This is a genomic window from Leptolyngbya sp. CCNP1308 (genome assembly GCF_034932455.1).
Classification (GTDB): domain Bacteria; phylum Cyanobacteriota; class Cyanobacteriia; order Phormidesmidales; family Phormidesmidaceae; genus Nodosilinea.
The window spans coordinates 17,496-33,811 of record NZ_JAYGIH010000115.1 but is presented as its reverse complement, the minus strand read 5'-3'; the positions used below and the strand labels follow the sequence as shown (position 1 = coordinate 33,811).

Here is a 16,316-nt window from a genome sequence, read left to right as displayed (position 1 = left end):
CGCGATGAACGCGACGACGAAGCAGGCGGTCGCAGCAAGCAGGGTGGGGATCATCAACACGCCAAACCAGCCCACATACAGGCGGTTCTCGGTGCTGGTCACCCACTGGCAAAACTGCTCCCACAGGTTGGCGCTTTCGCGCCGCTGTAGAGTCGTAGTCATGATGTATTAGTCCTTGGTATTTATCGTTCAAGGTACGCGGGCCAAATCATGTAGATTCGTAACCCGAGTGATTACATAATACTGTATTCGTAGAGTTTTGTAAACAAATTCTCCCCGAAAACTTAATGCACTGGATCAGGCTACAGGAATTGATGCATCCTGTAGAACTCCTGAAGCCCTTGACTCCAAAGACTTGTAGGGTTTAGTAGCCAGGGCAGGGATTCTGAGTGGGGATCGCGCCTAGCTCCATCCCCACTCAGAATTCTCATAAAGGACTGTAACAATTGCCGGGCGTAGCGGCGATCGCTACAGCTGCTCTAAATAGATGAGTAGGTCAGCCATATCCTGCGGTTCAGGCTGAAACTGGGGCATGGGCGGGGTTTCGCCGCTGATGACCTGCTTGATAAGACCAACTCTGGTTCTGTGGTCAGACACACCCACTAGCTTGGGGCCGACCTCACCAGTGGCTTCAAGCCCGTGGCACACGGCGCAGTTCATTTTAAAGATGGCCTCTCCTCGGCTGCCGTTGCCTTTTAGGAATAGCACCTGGTGGATGTAGGGGTCAGACGCTTGGGAGTAGCGCACGGCGACAACGCTCAGCACGACGGCCATCACCAAAGCTACGGCAATTAAAGCAGCCTTTTTTAGCAAGCTGCTGAGGTCTTCGGTCTGCTTGTCTAAGGTCTCTTGTGCCAAGGGAAGAAAGAATATCTTTAACTAAATGTTACGTACTTTTAAGAACCTAAGACCAGTTTGCCTCAGAATCTTAAGGATTCTGTCTGGAGACGGCTGGATGTTAGGGCTAGGTCATGGCCACCCAACATCAGCCCTTGAGCCCCTTGGTCTGGGATAGTACCGTTAGTGGGTACCAATCTGGTTTAGACCAAGTCCATCTATACCCAAGCAGCCATGGCCAATCCAGAGTTTGATGTGCAGCCTACCCAGGCAGCGGCTCCTGAGCAGCAGCCCGCTGTCGTTGGAGAGACTGCGCCAACGGCCTTCCCCTCCTCAGATAACGTCCCCAGCCCTGAACAAGACGTAGACTCGACGCCTATGACAAAGACCCAGGCAGAACAAATAGTGGCGGAGCTCAAAACCATCCGGCAAAATTTGCGTTGGGTTTTGCTGCTGGGGGGCTTTTTCGCCGCTCGGGCCTTATTTTTCCACTACTGATTTGTCATGACCTCTTCTTCCGAAAGCGTTCAGGATTCCCCAGACTCTCAGAATTCCCCGGAGGATCACTTTTACTCCACGTTTATCGTGGAATATATTGTGCCCCAGGGGCCGGAGGCAGAGGCTGTGTTTCGGCGGTGGTATGACCAGATGGTGGAGGGGGCAAGACAGTTTGAGGGCTATACCCGCGCCGATCTCTGCCCCCCCTTAGACTGTGATGATGGGGTAGTAAAGTGGTACTCCATCGTTCATTTCAGGACGCCGCAGGAGCTCAACTATTGGCTGAAATCGAGCGATCGCGCCGACCTACTTGAGCAGGGGCACGACACCTTCTTGGCCTACCGCTACAAATCGTTTACCACCGGGCTAGAGGGATGGTTTTCGAGCCACACAGGCGGAGCCGAGCAGCACAGCCTCGGGCCACCGCCCTGGAAGCAGGTGCTGGCGGTGGTGCTCGGCCTCTACCCTACGCTGATGATTCAAGGCATGGTGTTTAGCGCCCTGGGGATTATGCAGACGTGGCCCATGGCCACCTCGCTGGTGATCAACAATTTAATTACCTCATCCATTTTGACCTGGGCGGTCATGCCCCGGATCAGCGGATTTCTGAGCTTTTGGCTGCGCCCGGCCTACCGTCTGACGACGGTGCAAACGAACTTAATTGGCGCTGGTTTGGTGTTTGCTGCCCTAGGATTTATGGCCAGTGTGTTCAATTACTTAACGTAGAACTTGATTTATAGCGATGGCTATAGAATCGCCGGCTGCTTTAAAGCGAGTTCCCCAAATGGTTACACTACTCGCAGAAAAAATTGGGTGGAGCTATGGAATCGAGCTTTTTAACGGCGGTATTTCTGCCCCTGGCCCTGTTTGCAGTCATGCTGGGCATGGGGCTGGGGCTGAGGGTTGACGATTTTACGCGAGTGCTGGTGTATCCGAAGGCGGTGGTGGTGGGGCTGCTGGCGCAGTTGGTCATGCTGCCTATCCTGGGTTTCATGCTGGCATCGGTGTTGCCGCTTACCCCAGAACTGGCTGTGGGGGTGATGATTTTGGCGGCCTGCCCCGGCGGGCCAACCTCGAACCTAATCACCTATCTGGCGCAGGGGAATGTGGCGCTGTCGATTACCCTGACGGCGATTAGCAGCTTAATTACGGTGATTACCATTCCCCTGGTGGTGAATCTGGCGATGGGGGCATTTTTGGGCGAATCCACGACCCTGAATCTGCCCATCGGGGAAACGGTGATTCAAATAGCGGTGATTACGATTATTCCGGTGGCGATTGGCATGGCGCTGCACCAATTTCTGCCTCAGTTTGCTGCCCAGGTTGAGCGCGGCGTTAAGTGGCTTTCCCTGGGGCTACTGGGGCTGATTATTGCGGGCCTGCTGGTGCAGCAGCGGCAGAACGTGGTGGGCTTTTTTGCCCAGGTGGGCCTGGTAACCCTGGCATTGAACCTGGCGGCAATGGCTTTGGGCTATTTAGTGGCGCGGGTAGCCCAGCTCGATCGCCCCAGCGCCACGGCCATTACGGTGGAAGTGGGTATTCAGAACGGCACGCTGGCGATCGCCATTGCCAGCGCCCCCACCCTGCTCAATCAGCCAAATCTGGCAATTCCGGCAGCGATCTATAGCCTGCTGATGTTTGCCACCGGGGGCGGGTTTGCCTGGTGGGTAACGCGGCGCGGCTCAAGGGCGCAAACACCTATCGGCTAAGGATCTTTTGCCCAGCAAAATGCCCTGAGCCGCTATGACTCAGGGCATTTTTAGCGCAGCTTGGGCAACCTAGTTAACCTAAGCGCCAACCAGCCCAACGGAACTGAGGATGAAGTTGAGAATAGAGCTGACGATGGCCAGGGCGATCGCACCGAGAATTGCGCTCCAGATGCCGTAGCGCAGCCGGAAGCCTTCGATCAGCCAGGCCGCCAGACCAAACACAATAATGGCTCCAATCAGCGGCACTAGGCCCAGGCTAACGATGGCGAAAAAGCCGCGTAGGGCACCGGGGAAAAAGCCCCAAATGCCATTAAACGCACCGATGATGGCACCGCCGAGCAGCGCCTTAACGGGGCTATCAATTTCGACCCCGATGGGCGGAATCTTAGAAATAATTAGCAGGCTAATGGCCAGCACAATGACACTAATTAAAAATCCAATCAGCATTGGCGTTTCTCCTCACACAAATAAACGATGGGGTTATCGAACAGTCGGCCAGTTGCCTACGGCCTTCGCAACTGGAATTATCGGTCATAGAGTAGCATTTGCTACGATTTTTCGCTTTCTCAAGGGCAAAGCTGGGCTAATACAGTCTTCAGGCGGCTTTCAACCCTTTGGGGCACCTGAACTAACGCAATCTATACCATGAACCCCTAGGAAGCCTCTGGCTAGCCCGCCAGCCCCAGAGCGGCGTTCATTTTGTTGAGCACATCGCCCTCTTTATCGCTGATGCGGCTGGAGCCGATGCCTAAGATGCCGCCCTCTCGATGGGCTTCGGCGACTTTGGTGGCCACGCTCACCAGCCACTGCTTGAGTTCGCTGGCCTGCACCCCGGTCACCTTGGCATCTAAAATGGCCGAGACCTTTTGCAGATGGGCGATCGCATAGTCGCGCCCTTCCTTAGAGCTTTTGAAGGTTTGCATCAGGCCAAGCAGTTCAAACTGCTTTTTGAGCAGCAATTGCTCGCCGTTTAAGGGGTCGGCGGCGTCGAGTTCGGCCATGCCGCTGACCAGAGCGGGGGCCAAATCGCCCACAATGTCGCTCTGCTGACCCGCTTCAGCCACAATAGTCACCCCAGATTTAACCTCCTGCAAGAACAAAATCGGGTCTACCCGATCGGCCAGGCAAACGCCCATCACCGCCTGCATCGGAGCCTGAAGCAGGGCTGACCATTCTTCTGCGGTAAAGTTTTCTCGCATAAAAACGCCTTGCCTTAATGCCTAAAGGTTATGCCTAACAATATCGGCAAAATATATGAAAAATCTAACGAGTCCCCTACGCTTGCACTGTTGATCAGGTTCGACCATGGCTCGTGCTACCCCCGCCCTGTTCCAGGTGCATGCTTCGGTATTTTTGTTTGGGCTGTCGGGACTATTTGGCAAGTTTTTAGCGCTGCCCGCTACGGTGATTGTGCTGGGTCGTACCGGGTTTGCCGCCCTGGCTTTAGGGTTGGTACTTGTTCTGGGGCAGCGATCTGCCCGCCTGGGCAATGGCAAAGACTGGCTGGGCATGGGGCTGTTGGGAGCGCTGCTGGCCTTTCACTGGGTGAGTTTTTTCCTCAGTATTCAGCTGGCGACAGTGGCGGTGGGGCTGCTGACCTTTTCGAGCTTTCCGGTGTTTGTGACGGTGCTGGAGCCGCTGCTGTTTAAGACGCCGTGGCGCTGGCGAGATGGTGCGATCGCCGCTCTAGTCGTCCTCGGCGTGGCCCTGGTAATTCCTGAATACCGGTTGGGGTCGGCGACAACTCTGGGAGCGGTGTGGGGGCTGCTGTCGGGGCTGTCGTTTGCGCTGCTGCAATTGCTCAACAAGGGCTACCGGCAGCGCTACTCGGCGGTGGCGATCGCCTTTTACCAAAACCTGTTTGCCTGCCTCAGCCTGTTAGGGGTCACTCCGATCGCGGGCTTGGCATTAACTACGAGAGAGGTAGGACTGCTGCTGGGGCTGGGGGTGCTGTGTACCGCCCTGGCCCACACTCTATTTATAGAGAGTCTGGCCGTGCTGCGCACCCAAACCGCCAGCGTGATCAGCGCCCTGGAGCCGGTTTACGGTATTGCCCTGGCGGCTTTGCTCTTGGGCGAAGTGCCTACCCTACGAACGCTGGTGGGGGGCGCGGTGGTTTTAGGCACAACGGTGCGGGCTAGCTGCCCGAGCGATCGCCAGCAAATTTAGATTAGCAGGGGCCACAAACTGGTGAATGCAGTCGCGCTAAGCCACCACGCTCAGGGCACGGGCCGGGAGAACGGCATAGAACAGGACAGGGATGCCCAAAACCCATACAGGCCATTTTTGGGGTTGCTCAACACAGGTATGCATCAAAAATTCAACGCCTCTCGCGAGGCAAACGATCGTTTGCCCCTACCCAAATTCATGCCCCAAATCAGCAACGCCCCATTCTTGGATGCTCTAAGTCTTCATGTATCAATAAAAATTGATATATACTAATTCCTCTACAGCCATGGCCCAAAGCTCAATGTCAACCAGCCAATCGACCACCACCCCTAGCGCCGGGGGACAGCTTAACTTTTTTGAGCGCTACCTCACCCTCTGGGTGCTGCTCTGCATTGGGGCGGGCATCGTTTTGGGGCGGCTGTTGCCGGGGATAGCCGTAGCCCTCGACGCCCTAAGCCTTTACCAGGTGTCGATTCCCATTGCCGTCTGCCTCTTTTTCATGATGTACCCGATCATGGTGAAGATCGACTTTTCCCAGGCGCGGCGGGCGGCCCAAACCCCTCGCCCCGTGCTGCTCACCCTGGTGGTGAACTGGTTGATCAAACCCTTCACCATGGTGCTGTTTGCCCAGTTTTTTTTAGGCGGGCTGTTTAGGCCCCTGCTGGCGGGCAGCGAGATGGTTCGCGGCAGCGAGATTTCCCTGGCCGATTCGTATATTGCCGGGACAATTTTGCTGGGCATTGCCCCTTGCACTGCCATGGTGCTGATGTGGGGGTATCTATCCTTTAGCAACCAAGGGTTGACCCTGGTGATGGTGGCGATCAACTCCCTGGCCATGCTGTTTCTCTATGCGCCCCTGGGACGATGGCTGCTGGCGGCCAACAACCTGGCGGTGCCCTGGCAGACGATTGTGCTGTCGGTGCTGGTCTATGTGGGCCTACCCCTGCTGGCCGGAACGGTTTCGCGCACCTGGATTTTGCGCCACAAAGGCAGAGTCTGGTTTGATCAGGTGTTTCTCAAGTACCTCAGCCCGGTGGCGGTGATTGCCCTGCTCACTACCCTGGTGCTGCTGTTTGCCTTCAAGGGCGATTTGATCGTACGAAATCCTTTTCATATTTTGCTGATTGCGGTGCCCTTGTTTCTTCAGACCAACTTTATTTTTTTGCTCTCCTACGTGGCAGGGCAGAAACTGGGGTTGGCCTACGAAGATGCCGCCCCGGCGGCGCTGATTGGGGCGAGTAACCATTTTGAAGTGGCGATCGCCACCGCAGTCACCCTCTTTGGCCTCAATTCGGGGGCGGCCCTCGCCACCGTCGTGGGCGTGCTGATCGAAGTGCCCGTCATGCTGATGCTGGTGGAATTTTGCAAGCGCACCGCCTTCTGGTTTCCCCGCCATCCCGAAAAGGCTACCCTGCGGGATCCTCGCTGTCTTCTCCCTAGCGAATAGTTGCCCGGCGAGCTGGCCCAGGGCAGGTCTACCCCCGCAGCTCACGGGTCTGAATCGACAAACCATTAAATTAGACGCAATCAAGGCATTGATAACGCCTAACCCCTGCCATCAAGCCCAGCAGACCTTTCAAGGATTCTGTTGGCAACCTTCAAAAGGTTCCTTAACCTCAAATTAATCTATAAAAAATCTTTTATTAATGTTCGCTTGACCTTCTCTTGAAGGAAATACCCGATTATTGTACCGGGCATGAAATGCACGTTGGTGGATAGTGCATTTAAGCATATCTAAAAAAGCTAAAGGTTATCTATGGTGACCTAAACGCTATTGCTTAGCCCAATTTACACCCAGGCAAAGGCTGCCTTTTGCGGCATCCCATAGGTGATACAGTGTCCACAGAACCCCTTAGTAAACGCACATTTTGCCTGCCATAAAGCCCATTGGTGCGTTTGATAGTTTGAGCCTCAAAGTAATTGACAAAGGTTCTAATTATCTGGGTCAATGTAGCTGCAAGTTTGCCGAATAAGTTCGTTAACGCGTTGGATTTGGAGTTAGAAGAATCATGGTTTTGAATAAGAAACTGCTGCGAGTAGGCTATTCCTCCGCACTGGTAGCAATGATGGCGAGTCTGGCAGCTTGCGGCGGTGGCTCTCAAACCGCTACCCCTGACGCCGACACCGAAATGGCGGCTGGCTCTGATCTGTCTGGGTCGGTTTTAGTAGACGGTTCCAGCACCGTTTTCCCCATCTCTGAGGCAATGGCTGAAGAATTTGGTGCGGTCAACCCTGATGTGGCAGTCACCGTGGGTGTATCGGGTACCGGCGGCGGCTTCAAGAAGTTTTGCGCGGGCGAAACTGACATTACCGGTGCGTCTCGCCCCATCACCCAGGAAGAGATCGACCTCTGCGCTGAGGCCGGCATTGAGTATATTGAGCTGCCCATTGCTCTCGATGGTCTTACGGTGGTAGTCAACCCCGAAAACGATTTCGTTGACTGCATCACCACTGAAGAACTCGCGACGATATGGGAGCCCGACGCCCAGGGCACCATTACCAGCTGGAACCAAGTTCGCTCTGACTTTCCCGATCAGCCCCTCGGTCTCTATGGTCCAGGTACCGACTCAGGTACCTACGACTTCTTTATGGAAGCGGTCGGTACTGGTGGCGAGAGCCGTGGCGACTACACTGCTAGTGAAGACGACAACGTCATTGTGCAGGGTGTGAGCAGCGACCCCAACGGCCTTGGCTTCTTTGGTCTGGCCTACTACCTAGAAAACCAGGATAGCCTGAAGGCTCTTGAAATCGACGGCGGCGAAGGCTGTGTGGCCCCCAGCGCTGAAACTGTTGCCGATAACAGCTACCAGCCTCTCTCTCGGCCTGAGTTCATCTACGTTAAGCAGTCTGTGGCTGATGATCCTGCGGTCGCAGCTTTCGTTGACTTCTACATCTCTCCCGACAATAAGGGCTTGGTGGATGAAGTTGGCTACATCAGCCTGCCCGATGATGTTGGCGAACTGGTGCTAGCTCGGTTTGAGGAGCAAACCACGGGTACCGTATTTGAAGGCGGCTCTCCCGTTGGCGTTAGGCTCAAAGAAGTGCTGTAGGCCTGACTCTTACAAGCCCTCTGGCTGAACCTTTTTTTGAGGTTTAAGCCGATCGACTTCCTGGGGGCCAGCGTTGACTGGCCCCTTATTTTTTTAGAGTTCTGTATCATGACGACAAACTCTTTGCCACCCGACCCAAACAACCTCTGGCAGCCCAACCGAGGGCTCAACAAACGGGTTGAACAGGCCGTTATTTGGCTGTTTGGCCTGTTTGCCCTCATTTCTGTCGCTACTACCTTCGGTATTGTTCTCTCACTGTTGTTTGAGACCGTAGAGTTCTTCAAAGTCGTTCCCCTGTGGAACTTCTTGACCGATAGGCAGTGGACTCCCCTGTTCTCAAACCCGCAGTTCGGCATTATGGTGCTGCTGAGCGCCACCTTTTTGACCTCGCTGATTGCCATCCTCGTCGCGGTTCCCCTGGGCTTGCTCTCGGCTATTTACCTCAGTGAGTATGCCTCCCCTAAACTGCGCAAGTGGCTCAAACCCGCCCTAGAGATCTTGGCGGGGGTGCCCACCGTGGTCTACGGCTACTTTGCTCTGCTGCTGGTCACGCCCTTGCTCCAGACCTTTATTCCTGGCTTGGGGGGCTTCAACGCCCTCAGTGCGGGCATTGTTATGGGTATTGCCATCACACCGCTGATTGCCTCCCTCAGTGAAGATGCCATCTATGCGGTGCCCCGCGCCCTTCGGGATGGCTCCTACGCTCTGGGCCTCACCAAGCGAGAAACCATTTTTGGGGTAGTGCTGCCCGCCGCTCTTTCGGGCATTGTCGCGTCGGTCATTTTGGCGGTGTCTCGGGCTGTGGGCGAAACGATGATTGTGGCTCTTGCAGCTGGGCAAAACCCCCGGCTGGGTCTCAACCCCTTCGTGCCGATCATGACCATGACCGCCTATATCGTGCAAGTGAGCCTGGGCGATACTCCCGCTGGTTCCATTGCCTTTTTGTCGATCTTTGCTGTGGGTATGACGCTGTTTTTGCTCACCCTGGTGTTCAACATCATTAGCTTCTGGTTTGTTCGCAAGTTTCGGGAGAGCTACGAATGACGCCTTTTACATCGTCTCAAGCCACCCCCTTAGATGCCGGGTGGGATATTGAGCAGAAACAGGTTCTAGATGCCCTAGGCAAGCGCCAGGCCATTGACAAAGGGTTTTCCTGGCTAGCGCTCTTGGCGGTCGTTTTCTCTCTGTTTGTGCTGGTGGTGCTGCTCCTTGACGTTGTCATTGATGGTGCGCCCTCGCTCAGCTGGAGCTTTCTCACCAGCTATCCCTCCAGAAGACCAGAAGACGCCGGTATCATATCTGCCCTGGTGGGTACGGTTTGGGTGATGGTGCTGGTGGCACTATTTACCTTTCCCATTGGCGTGGGGGCCGGTATTTTCCTTGAAGAGTTTGTACCCGATAGCCTGCTTGCCAAAGCGGTTGAAATCAACATTTCTAACCTGGCTGGGGTGCCCTCAATTATCTACGGCTTGCTGGGCCTACAGGTCTTTGTGCGCGTTCTGTTCGCCATCACCCAAGGGCGCAGTGTGCTGTCGGGGGCGCTGACGCTAGCTCTGCTGGTGCTGCCCATTGTCATCATTGCCACCCGCGAATCGCTCCGGTCTATTCCGGCCAGTTTGCGCCAGGCGGGCTTTGCCCTCGGGGCCACTCGCTGGCAGGTGATTCGCTCCCACGTGTTTCCCCTGGCGCTGCCGGGCATTCTCACCGGGGTGATTTTGGCTCTGTCTCGCGCCATTGGCGAAACCGCACCGCTGATTACCATTGGGGCGCTCACCTATATTCCCTTCCTGCCACCGCTGTCGCTGGCGGGGTTGCAGAGCCCGTTCACGGTGCTGCCGATTCAAATCTACAACTGGGTATCTCGGCCCCAGGCTGAGTTCCACGCCCTAGCGGCGGGGGCTATCATTGTGCTGATGGTCATTTTGTTGATGATGAATGGTACCGCGATCTATCTACGAAATCGTTTTCAAAAAACGTTTTAGCGCCAGTTGTTTGTTGCTGCATAGAGTATCGTCATGACTTCACAATCTGTCAGCCAAGTCGCCACAGAGGCAGCTTTACGGGCCAAGAACGTCAGTGTTTACTACGGTTCAAACCTAGCGGTGCGGGATGTCAATCTTGATATTTTCAAGAATGAGGTGACCGCTTTTATTGGCCCCTCGGGCTGCGGCAAGAGCACCCTGCTGCGCTGCTTCAACCGCACCAACGACCTGATACCTGGGGCCAAAGTGGAGGGTAAGGTTACCTTTCAGGGAGGCGATTTGTACGGCCAGGGCGTTGACCCGGTTTACGTGCGTCGCCGCATCGGTATGGTGTTTCAAAAACCCAACCCCTTCACCAAGTCGATTTACGAAAATATTGCCTTTGCCGCTCGGATCAACGGCTACAAGGGCGACATGGATGAGCTGGTGGAAAATTCGCTGCGGCGGGCTGCCCTCTGGGACGAGGTCAAAGACAAGCTGAAGGAAAGCGGTCTTTCGCTATCGGGTGGGCAGCAGCAGCGCCTGTGCATTGCCCGCACGATCGCCATTGAGCCCGAAGTCATTTTGATGGATGAGCCCTGTTCGGCTCTTGACCCGATCTCGACTCTCCAGATCGAAGAGTTGATGAAAGAACTAGAGAGCCGCTACACCATCATCATCGTTACCCACAACATGCAGCAGGCCTCTCGGGTGTCTGACCGAACCGCCTTTTTCAACGCTGAGGCCACTGAGTCGGGCAACAAGGTGGGGTATCTGGTGGAATACGGCGACACGGAGCAAATTTTCAATGACCCTGCTGAACAGGCAACCCAAGACTATGTATCGGGCCGATTTGGTTGATTTAAACTGCTTTAGATTTGCCCAGTAGTCTGGCTTGAAATCCATCAGCCTGGTGCGTCACGGAAGTCGGTGACGCACCAGGCTTTATTAATTGCGGCTAGGTCAGGTAGGTGTACTGGCTGAGGCTACGCTCGTAGTGCTGAATTAGCAGCTGCGACTCTTCTAGGGTGATCTGGCTATCTTGCAGCGCCCGCTCCGATCGCCTGCGAATATTCTCAATCATGTCTTCGGCGTCGTACTGCACGTAGCCCAGCACCTCGGTCATGGTGTCGCCCTTGACCACCTGCTCCACCTGGTAGCCCTTGGGGGTCATGTGAATGTGGACGGCGTTGGTGTCGCCAAACAGGTTGTGCAGGTTGCCCATGATCTCCTGGTAGGCTCCGCCCAAAAACATGCCCAGGTAGTAGGGTTGCTCTGGCTCCAGCGGGTGCAGCTCTAGCACGTGCTTCACATCCCGCAGGTCAATGAACGTGGTGATTTTGCCATCGCTGTCGCAGGTGAGATCGGCCAAGGTGCCCCGACAGCTAGGCTCTTCGTTGAGCCGGTGAATGGGCAAAATTGGGAACAACTGCTCGATCGCCCAGGTATCGGGCATCGACTGAAACACCGACAGATTGATGTAGTAGATCGAGGCCAGGCTCTGGTGCAGTTCCTCAATGTCTTCGGGCACGTAGTCGGCGTCGCTGACCACTGAGAGCGCCTTGCGGCAGCAGGCCCAAAATAGCCGCTCGGCCCGCGCCCGCGCCGACAGACTCAGGTAGCCAAAGTTAAACAGGCTGATCGCCTCTTCTTTGAACTGCACCGCGTCGTTGTACAGCTCCTGCACGGTGTTGGGAGTGAGGTTTTGGTAGATCTCGTACAGTTCGCGCAAAATCACGTGATCGTCGTCGCCGGGTACCGCTGGCTCCTCGTGGGAGGGGGCATCGCTGCTGCCCAGCACGTCAAAGACAAGCACAGACTGGTGTGACACTAGCGCCCGCCCGCTCTCGCTGACCAGGGTGGGTACGGGTATCCCCTTGATGCGGCAGGCCTCTTGCACTTCAGCCACCACGTCGTTGGCGTAGTTTTGGGTGCTGTAGTTTTTAGAGGCGTAGAAGGTGGTTTTAGAACCGTCGTAGTCCACCGCCAGGCCGCCGCCCACATCCAGATAACGCATCCCCGCCCCTAGCTCCGCCAGCTCGACATAGATGCGGCTGGCCTCCCGTAGGGCCTCTTTGACCACGCTGATGGCCGAAATCTGGGAGCCAATGTGGAAGTGCAAGAGCTGAAGGCAGTCGAGCATGTCGGCATCGCGCAGGCGATCTACAACCGCCAGAATCTCGGGGACGGTAAGGCCAAATTTGGCGCGATCGCCCGCCGAAATGCCCCAGCGACCGCTGCCCTTGGTGCTGAGCTTAGCCCGCACCCCCAGCACCGGGCGAATATTGAGCCGCTGGCTGGCCTCAATGGCAATCTCTAGCTCCTTCATCTGCTCGATCACGATGATCGGCTGCTGGCCGAGGCGCTGGCCCAGCATGGCGGTCTCAATGTAGTCGCGATCTTTGTAGCCGTTGCAAATCAGTAGCGCCCCCGGCGTGTCGAGGGTGGCTAAGGCAATCAGCAGCTCGGGTTTAGACCCGGCCTCTAGGCCAAACTGGTAGGGCCGACCATAGCGCACCACGTCCTCTAATAGCTGGCGCTGCTGGTTGCACTTGACCGGAAACACGCCCCGATACACGCCGCTGTATTTGTAGCGGGCGATCGCCTTGGCAAAGCAGGCATTGATGCGCTCAATGCGATCTTCGAGAATATCCGAGAAGCGAATCAGCAGGGGCAGGTTGAGATTGCGCTGCTTGATCGCTTCTACTAAATCGAGGAGATCTAGTGACCCGCCGCGATCGCCCCTCGGCGACACAGTTAAATGGCCCTCGGCATTGATCGAGAAATACGGCTCACCCCAGCTGTGAATGCGGTATAGCTCTTCGCTGTCTTCGATTGTCCAGGGCGCTGTCACAGTTTCGGCGGATTGCAGCATATTCTCTAGGGTAGCCCGGTGCAGGCGAGGGGAAGAAGACAGGGAGGACGCCGACAGTGGTGGTTGCTGGGCCATATTCATGAGATGCAAGATGCTCCGCTGATGAGGGGCGAGGGAAACGTGACGAAGGGCGGCGGCTGAGGGGTCTACTGCCATGAGGCGCGACCAAAATTGTAACAAAGAGCCATCCCCAAAAAGATTGCGTATCCAGGGCGATTTGAGCGCAATTTCCGCCCAAACGGCCCGTGCGCGCCCATTCCCTGTCATCCAGGCCCAAGTGATAGGATAGATAGGCACTTTCAGCCTATCCCCTGGCGCTGTTGATCCAGTTTTGATCTGGCTCAGGTGTGGACATCGCCCCTTGTGGCACGGTCTCCATTACGATTGACTAAGATGCAGTACCCTACGCTGATCGCCTGAATTCATGCTGAAGAACCTCCTCGGTGACCCCAACGCGCGCAAGCTGAAAAAATATCGTCCCGATGTGGTCGAGATCAATCTGCTGGAGGAAGAGATTCAGCAGCTCTCCGACGAGGCGCTAACGGCCAAGACTGGGGAGTTTAAGCAGCGCATCGAAAAGGGCGAATCCCTTGACGACCTGCTGCCCGAAGCCTTTGCCGTGGTGCGCGAAGCCTCGAAGCGGGTGCTGGGCATGCGCCACTTCGACGTACAGCTAATCGGCGGCATGGTGCTGCACGACGGCCAGATCGCCGAAATGAAAACCGGGGAAGGCAAGACCCTGGTGGCCACCCTGCCCTCCTACCTCAACGCGCTCTCGGGCAAGGGTGCTCACGTCGTCACCGTCAACGACTACCTAGCCCGCCGCGACGCCGAGTGGATGGGGCAGATTCACCGCTTTTTGGGCCTCAGCGTGGGGCTGATTCAGCAGGGCATGTCGCCCGCCGAGCGCAAGAAAAACTACGGCTGCGACATCACCTACGGCACCAACAGCGAGTTTGGCTTTGACTACCTGCGCGACAACATGGCCACCGCCATGGAGGACGTGGTGCAGCGCCCCTTCAACTACTGCGTCATTGACGAAGTTGATTCCATTCTGGTGGATGAGGCCCGCACGCCGCTGATCATTTCAGGCCAGGTCGATCGCCCCGGCGAGAAGTACAACCGCGCCGCCGAAATCAGCCGCGAGCTCCTCGCCGAAGAGCACTACGAAGTCGACGAAAAAGCCCACAACGTGCTGCTCACCGACGAAGGCTTCATTAAAGCTGAAGAGCTGCTGGGCGTCCAAGATCTGTTCGACCCCAAAGACCCCTGGGCCCACTACATCTTCAACGCCATCAAGGCCAAGGAGCTATTCGCCAAAGACGTCAAGTACATCGTCCGCAACGATGAAGTAATCATTGTGGACGAGTTTACCGGGCGGGTGATGCCCGGTCGCCGCTGGAGCGACGGTCTGCACCAGGCGATCGAGGCCAAAGAGCATGTGGAAATTCAGCCCGAGACCCAGACCCTGGCCAGCATCACCTACCAGAACTTCTTTTTGCTCTACCCCAAGCTGTCGGGTATGACGGGTACCGCAAAAACTGAGGAGGCAGAATTCGAGCGCATCTACAAGCTCGAAGTCACCATCATCCCCACCAACCGGCCCGCCGCCCGCCGCGACCTCTCCGACGTGGTCTACAAAAACGAAGAGGCCAAGTGGAAGGCCGTTGCTGAGGAGTGCGCCGAAATGCACGAGGCCGGTCGCCCCGTCCTCGTCGGCACCACCAGCGTGGAAAAATCGGAGGTGCTCTCAGCGCTGCTCAGCGAGCGCGGCGTGCCCCACAACCTGCTCAACGCCAAACCCGAAAACGTGGAGCGCGAGTCGGAGATTGTCGCCCAGGCCGGGCGCAGCGGCGCAGTCACCATTGCTACCAACATGGCCGGGCGCGGCACCGACATCATCCTCGGCGGTAACGCCGACTACATGGCCCGCCTCAAGGTGCGCGAGTACCTGATGCCCCGCATCGTCAGACCCGAGGATGAAGACGAGTTTTCGGTGACGGCGGTACCCGGCACCAAGGGCCGTGCCCCCGCCCAGGGCTTTGCCCCCGGTAAAAAGGTCAAGACCTGGAAAGCCTCGCCCGATATTTTCCCCATTGAGCTTTCAACCGCCGCCATTGACGAACTCAAGGCCACCGTTGACTTTGCCGTGACCACCTACGGCGATCGCAGCCTCACCGAGCTACAGGCCGAAGACAAGCTGGCCGTCGCCGCCGAAAAAGCCCCCACCGACGACCCCGTCATCCAAAAGCTGCGCGATGTGTACAACCGCATTCGCCACGAGTACGAAACCTTAACTACCGCCGAGCACGACCTGGTGATTGAGCGGGGTGGTCTGCATGTAATCGGCACCGAGCGCCACGAGTCGCGCCGCATTGACAACCAGCTGCGGGGCCGGGCGGGACGCCAGGGCGACCCTGGCTCCACCAAGTTTTTCTTGAGCCTGCAAGACAACCTGCTGCGGATCTTTGGCGGCGATCGCGTTGCCGGTCTAATGAACGCCTTCCGCGTGGAAGAGGACATGCCGATTGAGTCGGGCATGCTGACGCGATCGCTCGAAGGCGCTCAAAAGAAAGTCGAAACCTACTACTACGACATCCGCAAGCAGGTGTTCGAGTACGACGAGGTGATGAACAACCAGCGCCGCGCCATCTACGCCGAGCGCCGCCGGGTGCTCGAAGGCGACGCCCTCAAGGAAATGGTGATCGGCTACGCCGAGCAGACCATGGACGACATCGTCACCGCCTACATCAACCCCGAGCTACCCCCCGAAGAGTGGAAGCTGCCGGAAATGGTGGGCAAGGTGAAGGAGTTTGTCTATCTGCTGGCCGACCTCACCCCCGAGCAGCTCGAAGACCTCTCAGTGGGCGAAATTCGCACCTTTCTCCACGAGCAGGCCCGCATTGCCTACGACATCAAAGAGGCCCAGGTTGACCAAGCCAAGCCGGGGCTGATGCGCGAGGCCGAGCGCTTCTTCATCCTTCAGCAGATCGACAGCCTCTGGCGCGACCACCTCCAGCAGATGGATGCCCTTCGCGAAACCGTAGGCCTGCGCGGCTATGGCCAAAAAGACCCGCTGATCGAGTACAAGAGCGAAGGCTACGAGGTCTTCCTCGACATGATGACCGGCATTCGCCGCAACGTGGTCTATACCCTCTTCCAGTTTCAGCCGCAGCCGCAGCCGCAGGTGAAGGCGTCCCAGCAGGTGGGGTAAAGA

At 56.6% G+C, this 16,316-nt stretch carries 14 protein-coding genes and 1 pseudogene; 10 read left to right on the top strand and 5 right to left on the bottom strand.

What is annotated here, in order from left to right; all coding sequences use genetic code 11:
- Window positions 1-162: pseudogene (locus VB780_RS30235) on the bottom strand (photosystem II q(b) protein); the annotation flags it as partial.
- Between the two features lie 306 nt (window positions 163-468).
- Window positions 469-858 (bottom strand): cytochrome c, encoded by a 390-nt coding sequence (locus VB780_RS30230; protein WP_323354908.1) that lies wholly within the window; start codon window positions 856-858, stop codon window positions 469-471.
- A gap of 213 nt (window positions 859-1,071) precedes the next feature.
- Here VB780_RS30230 and VB780_RS30225 point away from each other — a divergent pair, with 213 nt between their 5' ends.
- The 3 genes from VB780_RS30225 to VB780_RS30215 all read left to right on the top strand — a co-directional run bounded on the left by VB780_RS30225 (window position 1,072) and on the right by VB780_RS30215 (window position 3,044).
- The gene (locus tag VB780_RS30225; protein ID WP_323354907.1) at window positions 1,072-1,335 is read left to right on the top strand and encodes a hypothetical protein; all 264 of its coding nucleotides are present in this window, start codon (window positions 1,072-1,074) and stop codon (window positions 1,333-1,335) included.
- Window positions 1,336-1,341: 6 nt separating this feature from the next.
- Window positions 1,342-2,061 carry a hypothetical protein gene (locus tag VB780_RS30220; RefSeq protein ID WP_323354906.1) on the top strand — a complete coding sequence of 240 codons (720 nt, stop codon included), beginning with the start codon at window positions 1,342-1,344 and terminating at the stop codon, window positions 2,059-2,061.
- 95 nt (window positions 2,062-2,156) lie between these two features.
- On the top strand, window positions 2,157-3,044 hold the full coding sequence (locus tag VB780_RS30215) for a bile acid:sodium symporter family protein (RefSeq protein ID WP_323354905.1): 888 nt from the start codon (window positions 2,157-2,159) through the stop codon (window positions 3,042-3,044).
- Between the two features lie 78 nt (window positions 3,045-3,122).
- On the opposite strand, the gene VB780_RS30210 is transcribed toward VB780_RS30215, so the two are convergent.
- Both VB780_RS30210 and VB780_RS30205 read right to left on the bottom strand, forming a co-directional pair.
- Window positions 3,123-3,491: a phage holin family protein gene (locus tag VB780_RS30210; protein ID WP_323354904.1), complete on the bottom strand. Its 369-nt coding sequence runs from the start codon at window positions 3,489-3,491 to the stop codon at window positions 3,123-3,125.
- A gap of 221 nt (window positions 3,492-3,712) precedes the next feature.
- Window positions 3,713-4,243 (bottom strand): hypothetical protein, encoded by a 531-nt coding sequence (locus VB780_RS30205; protein ID WP_323354903.1) that lies wholly within the window; start codon window positions 4,241-4,243, stop codon window positions 3,713-3,715.
- A 106-nt stretch (window positions 4,244-4,349) separates the two neighbouring features.
- Between VB780_RS30205 and VB780_RS30200 the strand changes: the two genes are divergently transcribed.
- The 6 genes from VB780_RS30200 (at window position 4,350) to pstB (ending at window position 11,085) form a co-directional block, all read left to right on the top strand.
- Window positions 4,350-5,213: a DMT family transporter gene (locus tag VB780_RS30200; RefSeq protein ID WP_323354902.1), complete on the top strand. Its 864-nt coding sequence runs from the start codon at window positions 4,350-4,352 to the stop codon at window positions 5,211-5,213.
- Between the two features lie 286 nt (window positions 5,214-5,499).
- Complete coding sequence (gene arsB, locus VB780_RS30195; RefSeq protein WP_323354901.1) at window positions 5,500-6,660, top strand: ACR3 family arsenite efflux transporter; 1,161 nt, start codon at window positions 5,500-5,502, stop codon at window positions 6,658-6,660.
- Between the two features lie 562 nt (window positions 6,661-7,222).
- Window positions 7,223-8,263, top strand: coding sequence for a PstS family phosphate ABC transporter substrate-binding protein (locus VB780_RS30190; protein WP_323354900.1), 1,041 nt, complete (start codon window positions 7,223-7,225; stop codon window positions 8,261-8,263).
- 108 nt (window positions 8,264-8,371) lie between these two features.
- Window positions 8,372-9,307, top strand: coding sequence for a phosphate ABC transporter permease subunit PstC (pstC, locus tag VB780_RS30185; RefSeq protein ID WP_323354899.1), 936 nt, complete (start codon window positions 8,372-8,374; stop codon window positions 9,305-9,307).
- Window positions 9,304-10,245, top strand: coding sequence for a phosphate ABC transporter permease PstA (gene pstA / locus VB780_RS30180; protein WP_323354898.1), 942 nt, complete (start codon window positions 9,304-9,306; stop codon window positions 10,243-10,245). Before pstC ends, pstA begins: the two co-directional genes overlap by 4 nt.
- A 33-nt stretch (window positions 10,246-10,278) precedes the next feature.
- Window positions 10,279-11,085, top strand: coding sequence for a phosphate ABC transporter ATP-binding protein PstB (gene pstB / locus VB780_RS30175; protein ID WP_323354897.1), 807 nt, complete (start codon window positions 10,279-10,281; stop codon window positions 11,083-11,085).
- A 97-nt stretch (window positions 11,086-11,182) separates the two neighbouring features.
- Here the strand turns inward: pstB and speA are convergent, their stop codons facing one another.
- Window positions 11,183-13,255 (bottom strand): biosynthetic arginine decarboxylase, encoded by a 2,073-nt coding sequence (gene speA, locus VB780_RS30170; RefSeq protein ID WP_323354896.1) that lies wholly within the window; start codon window positions 13,253-13,255, stop codon window positions 11,183-11,185.
- A 268-nt stretch (window positions 13,256-13,523) separates the two neighbouring features.
- Here speA and secA point away from each other — a divergent pair, with 268 nt between their 5' ends.
- Window positions 13,524-16,313 (top strand): preprotein translocase subunit SecA, encoded by a 2,790-nt coding sequence (gene secA / locus VB780_RS30165; protein WP_323354895.1) that lies wholly within the window; start codon window positions 13,524-13,526, stop codon window positions 16,311-16,313.
- Window positions 16,314-16,316: the final 3 nt, after the last annotated feature.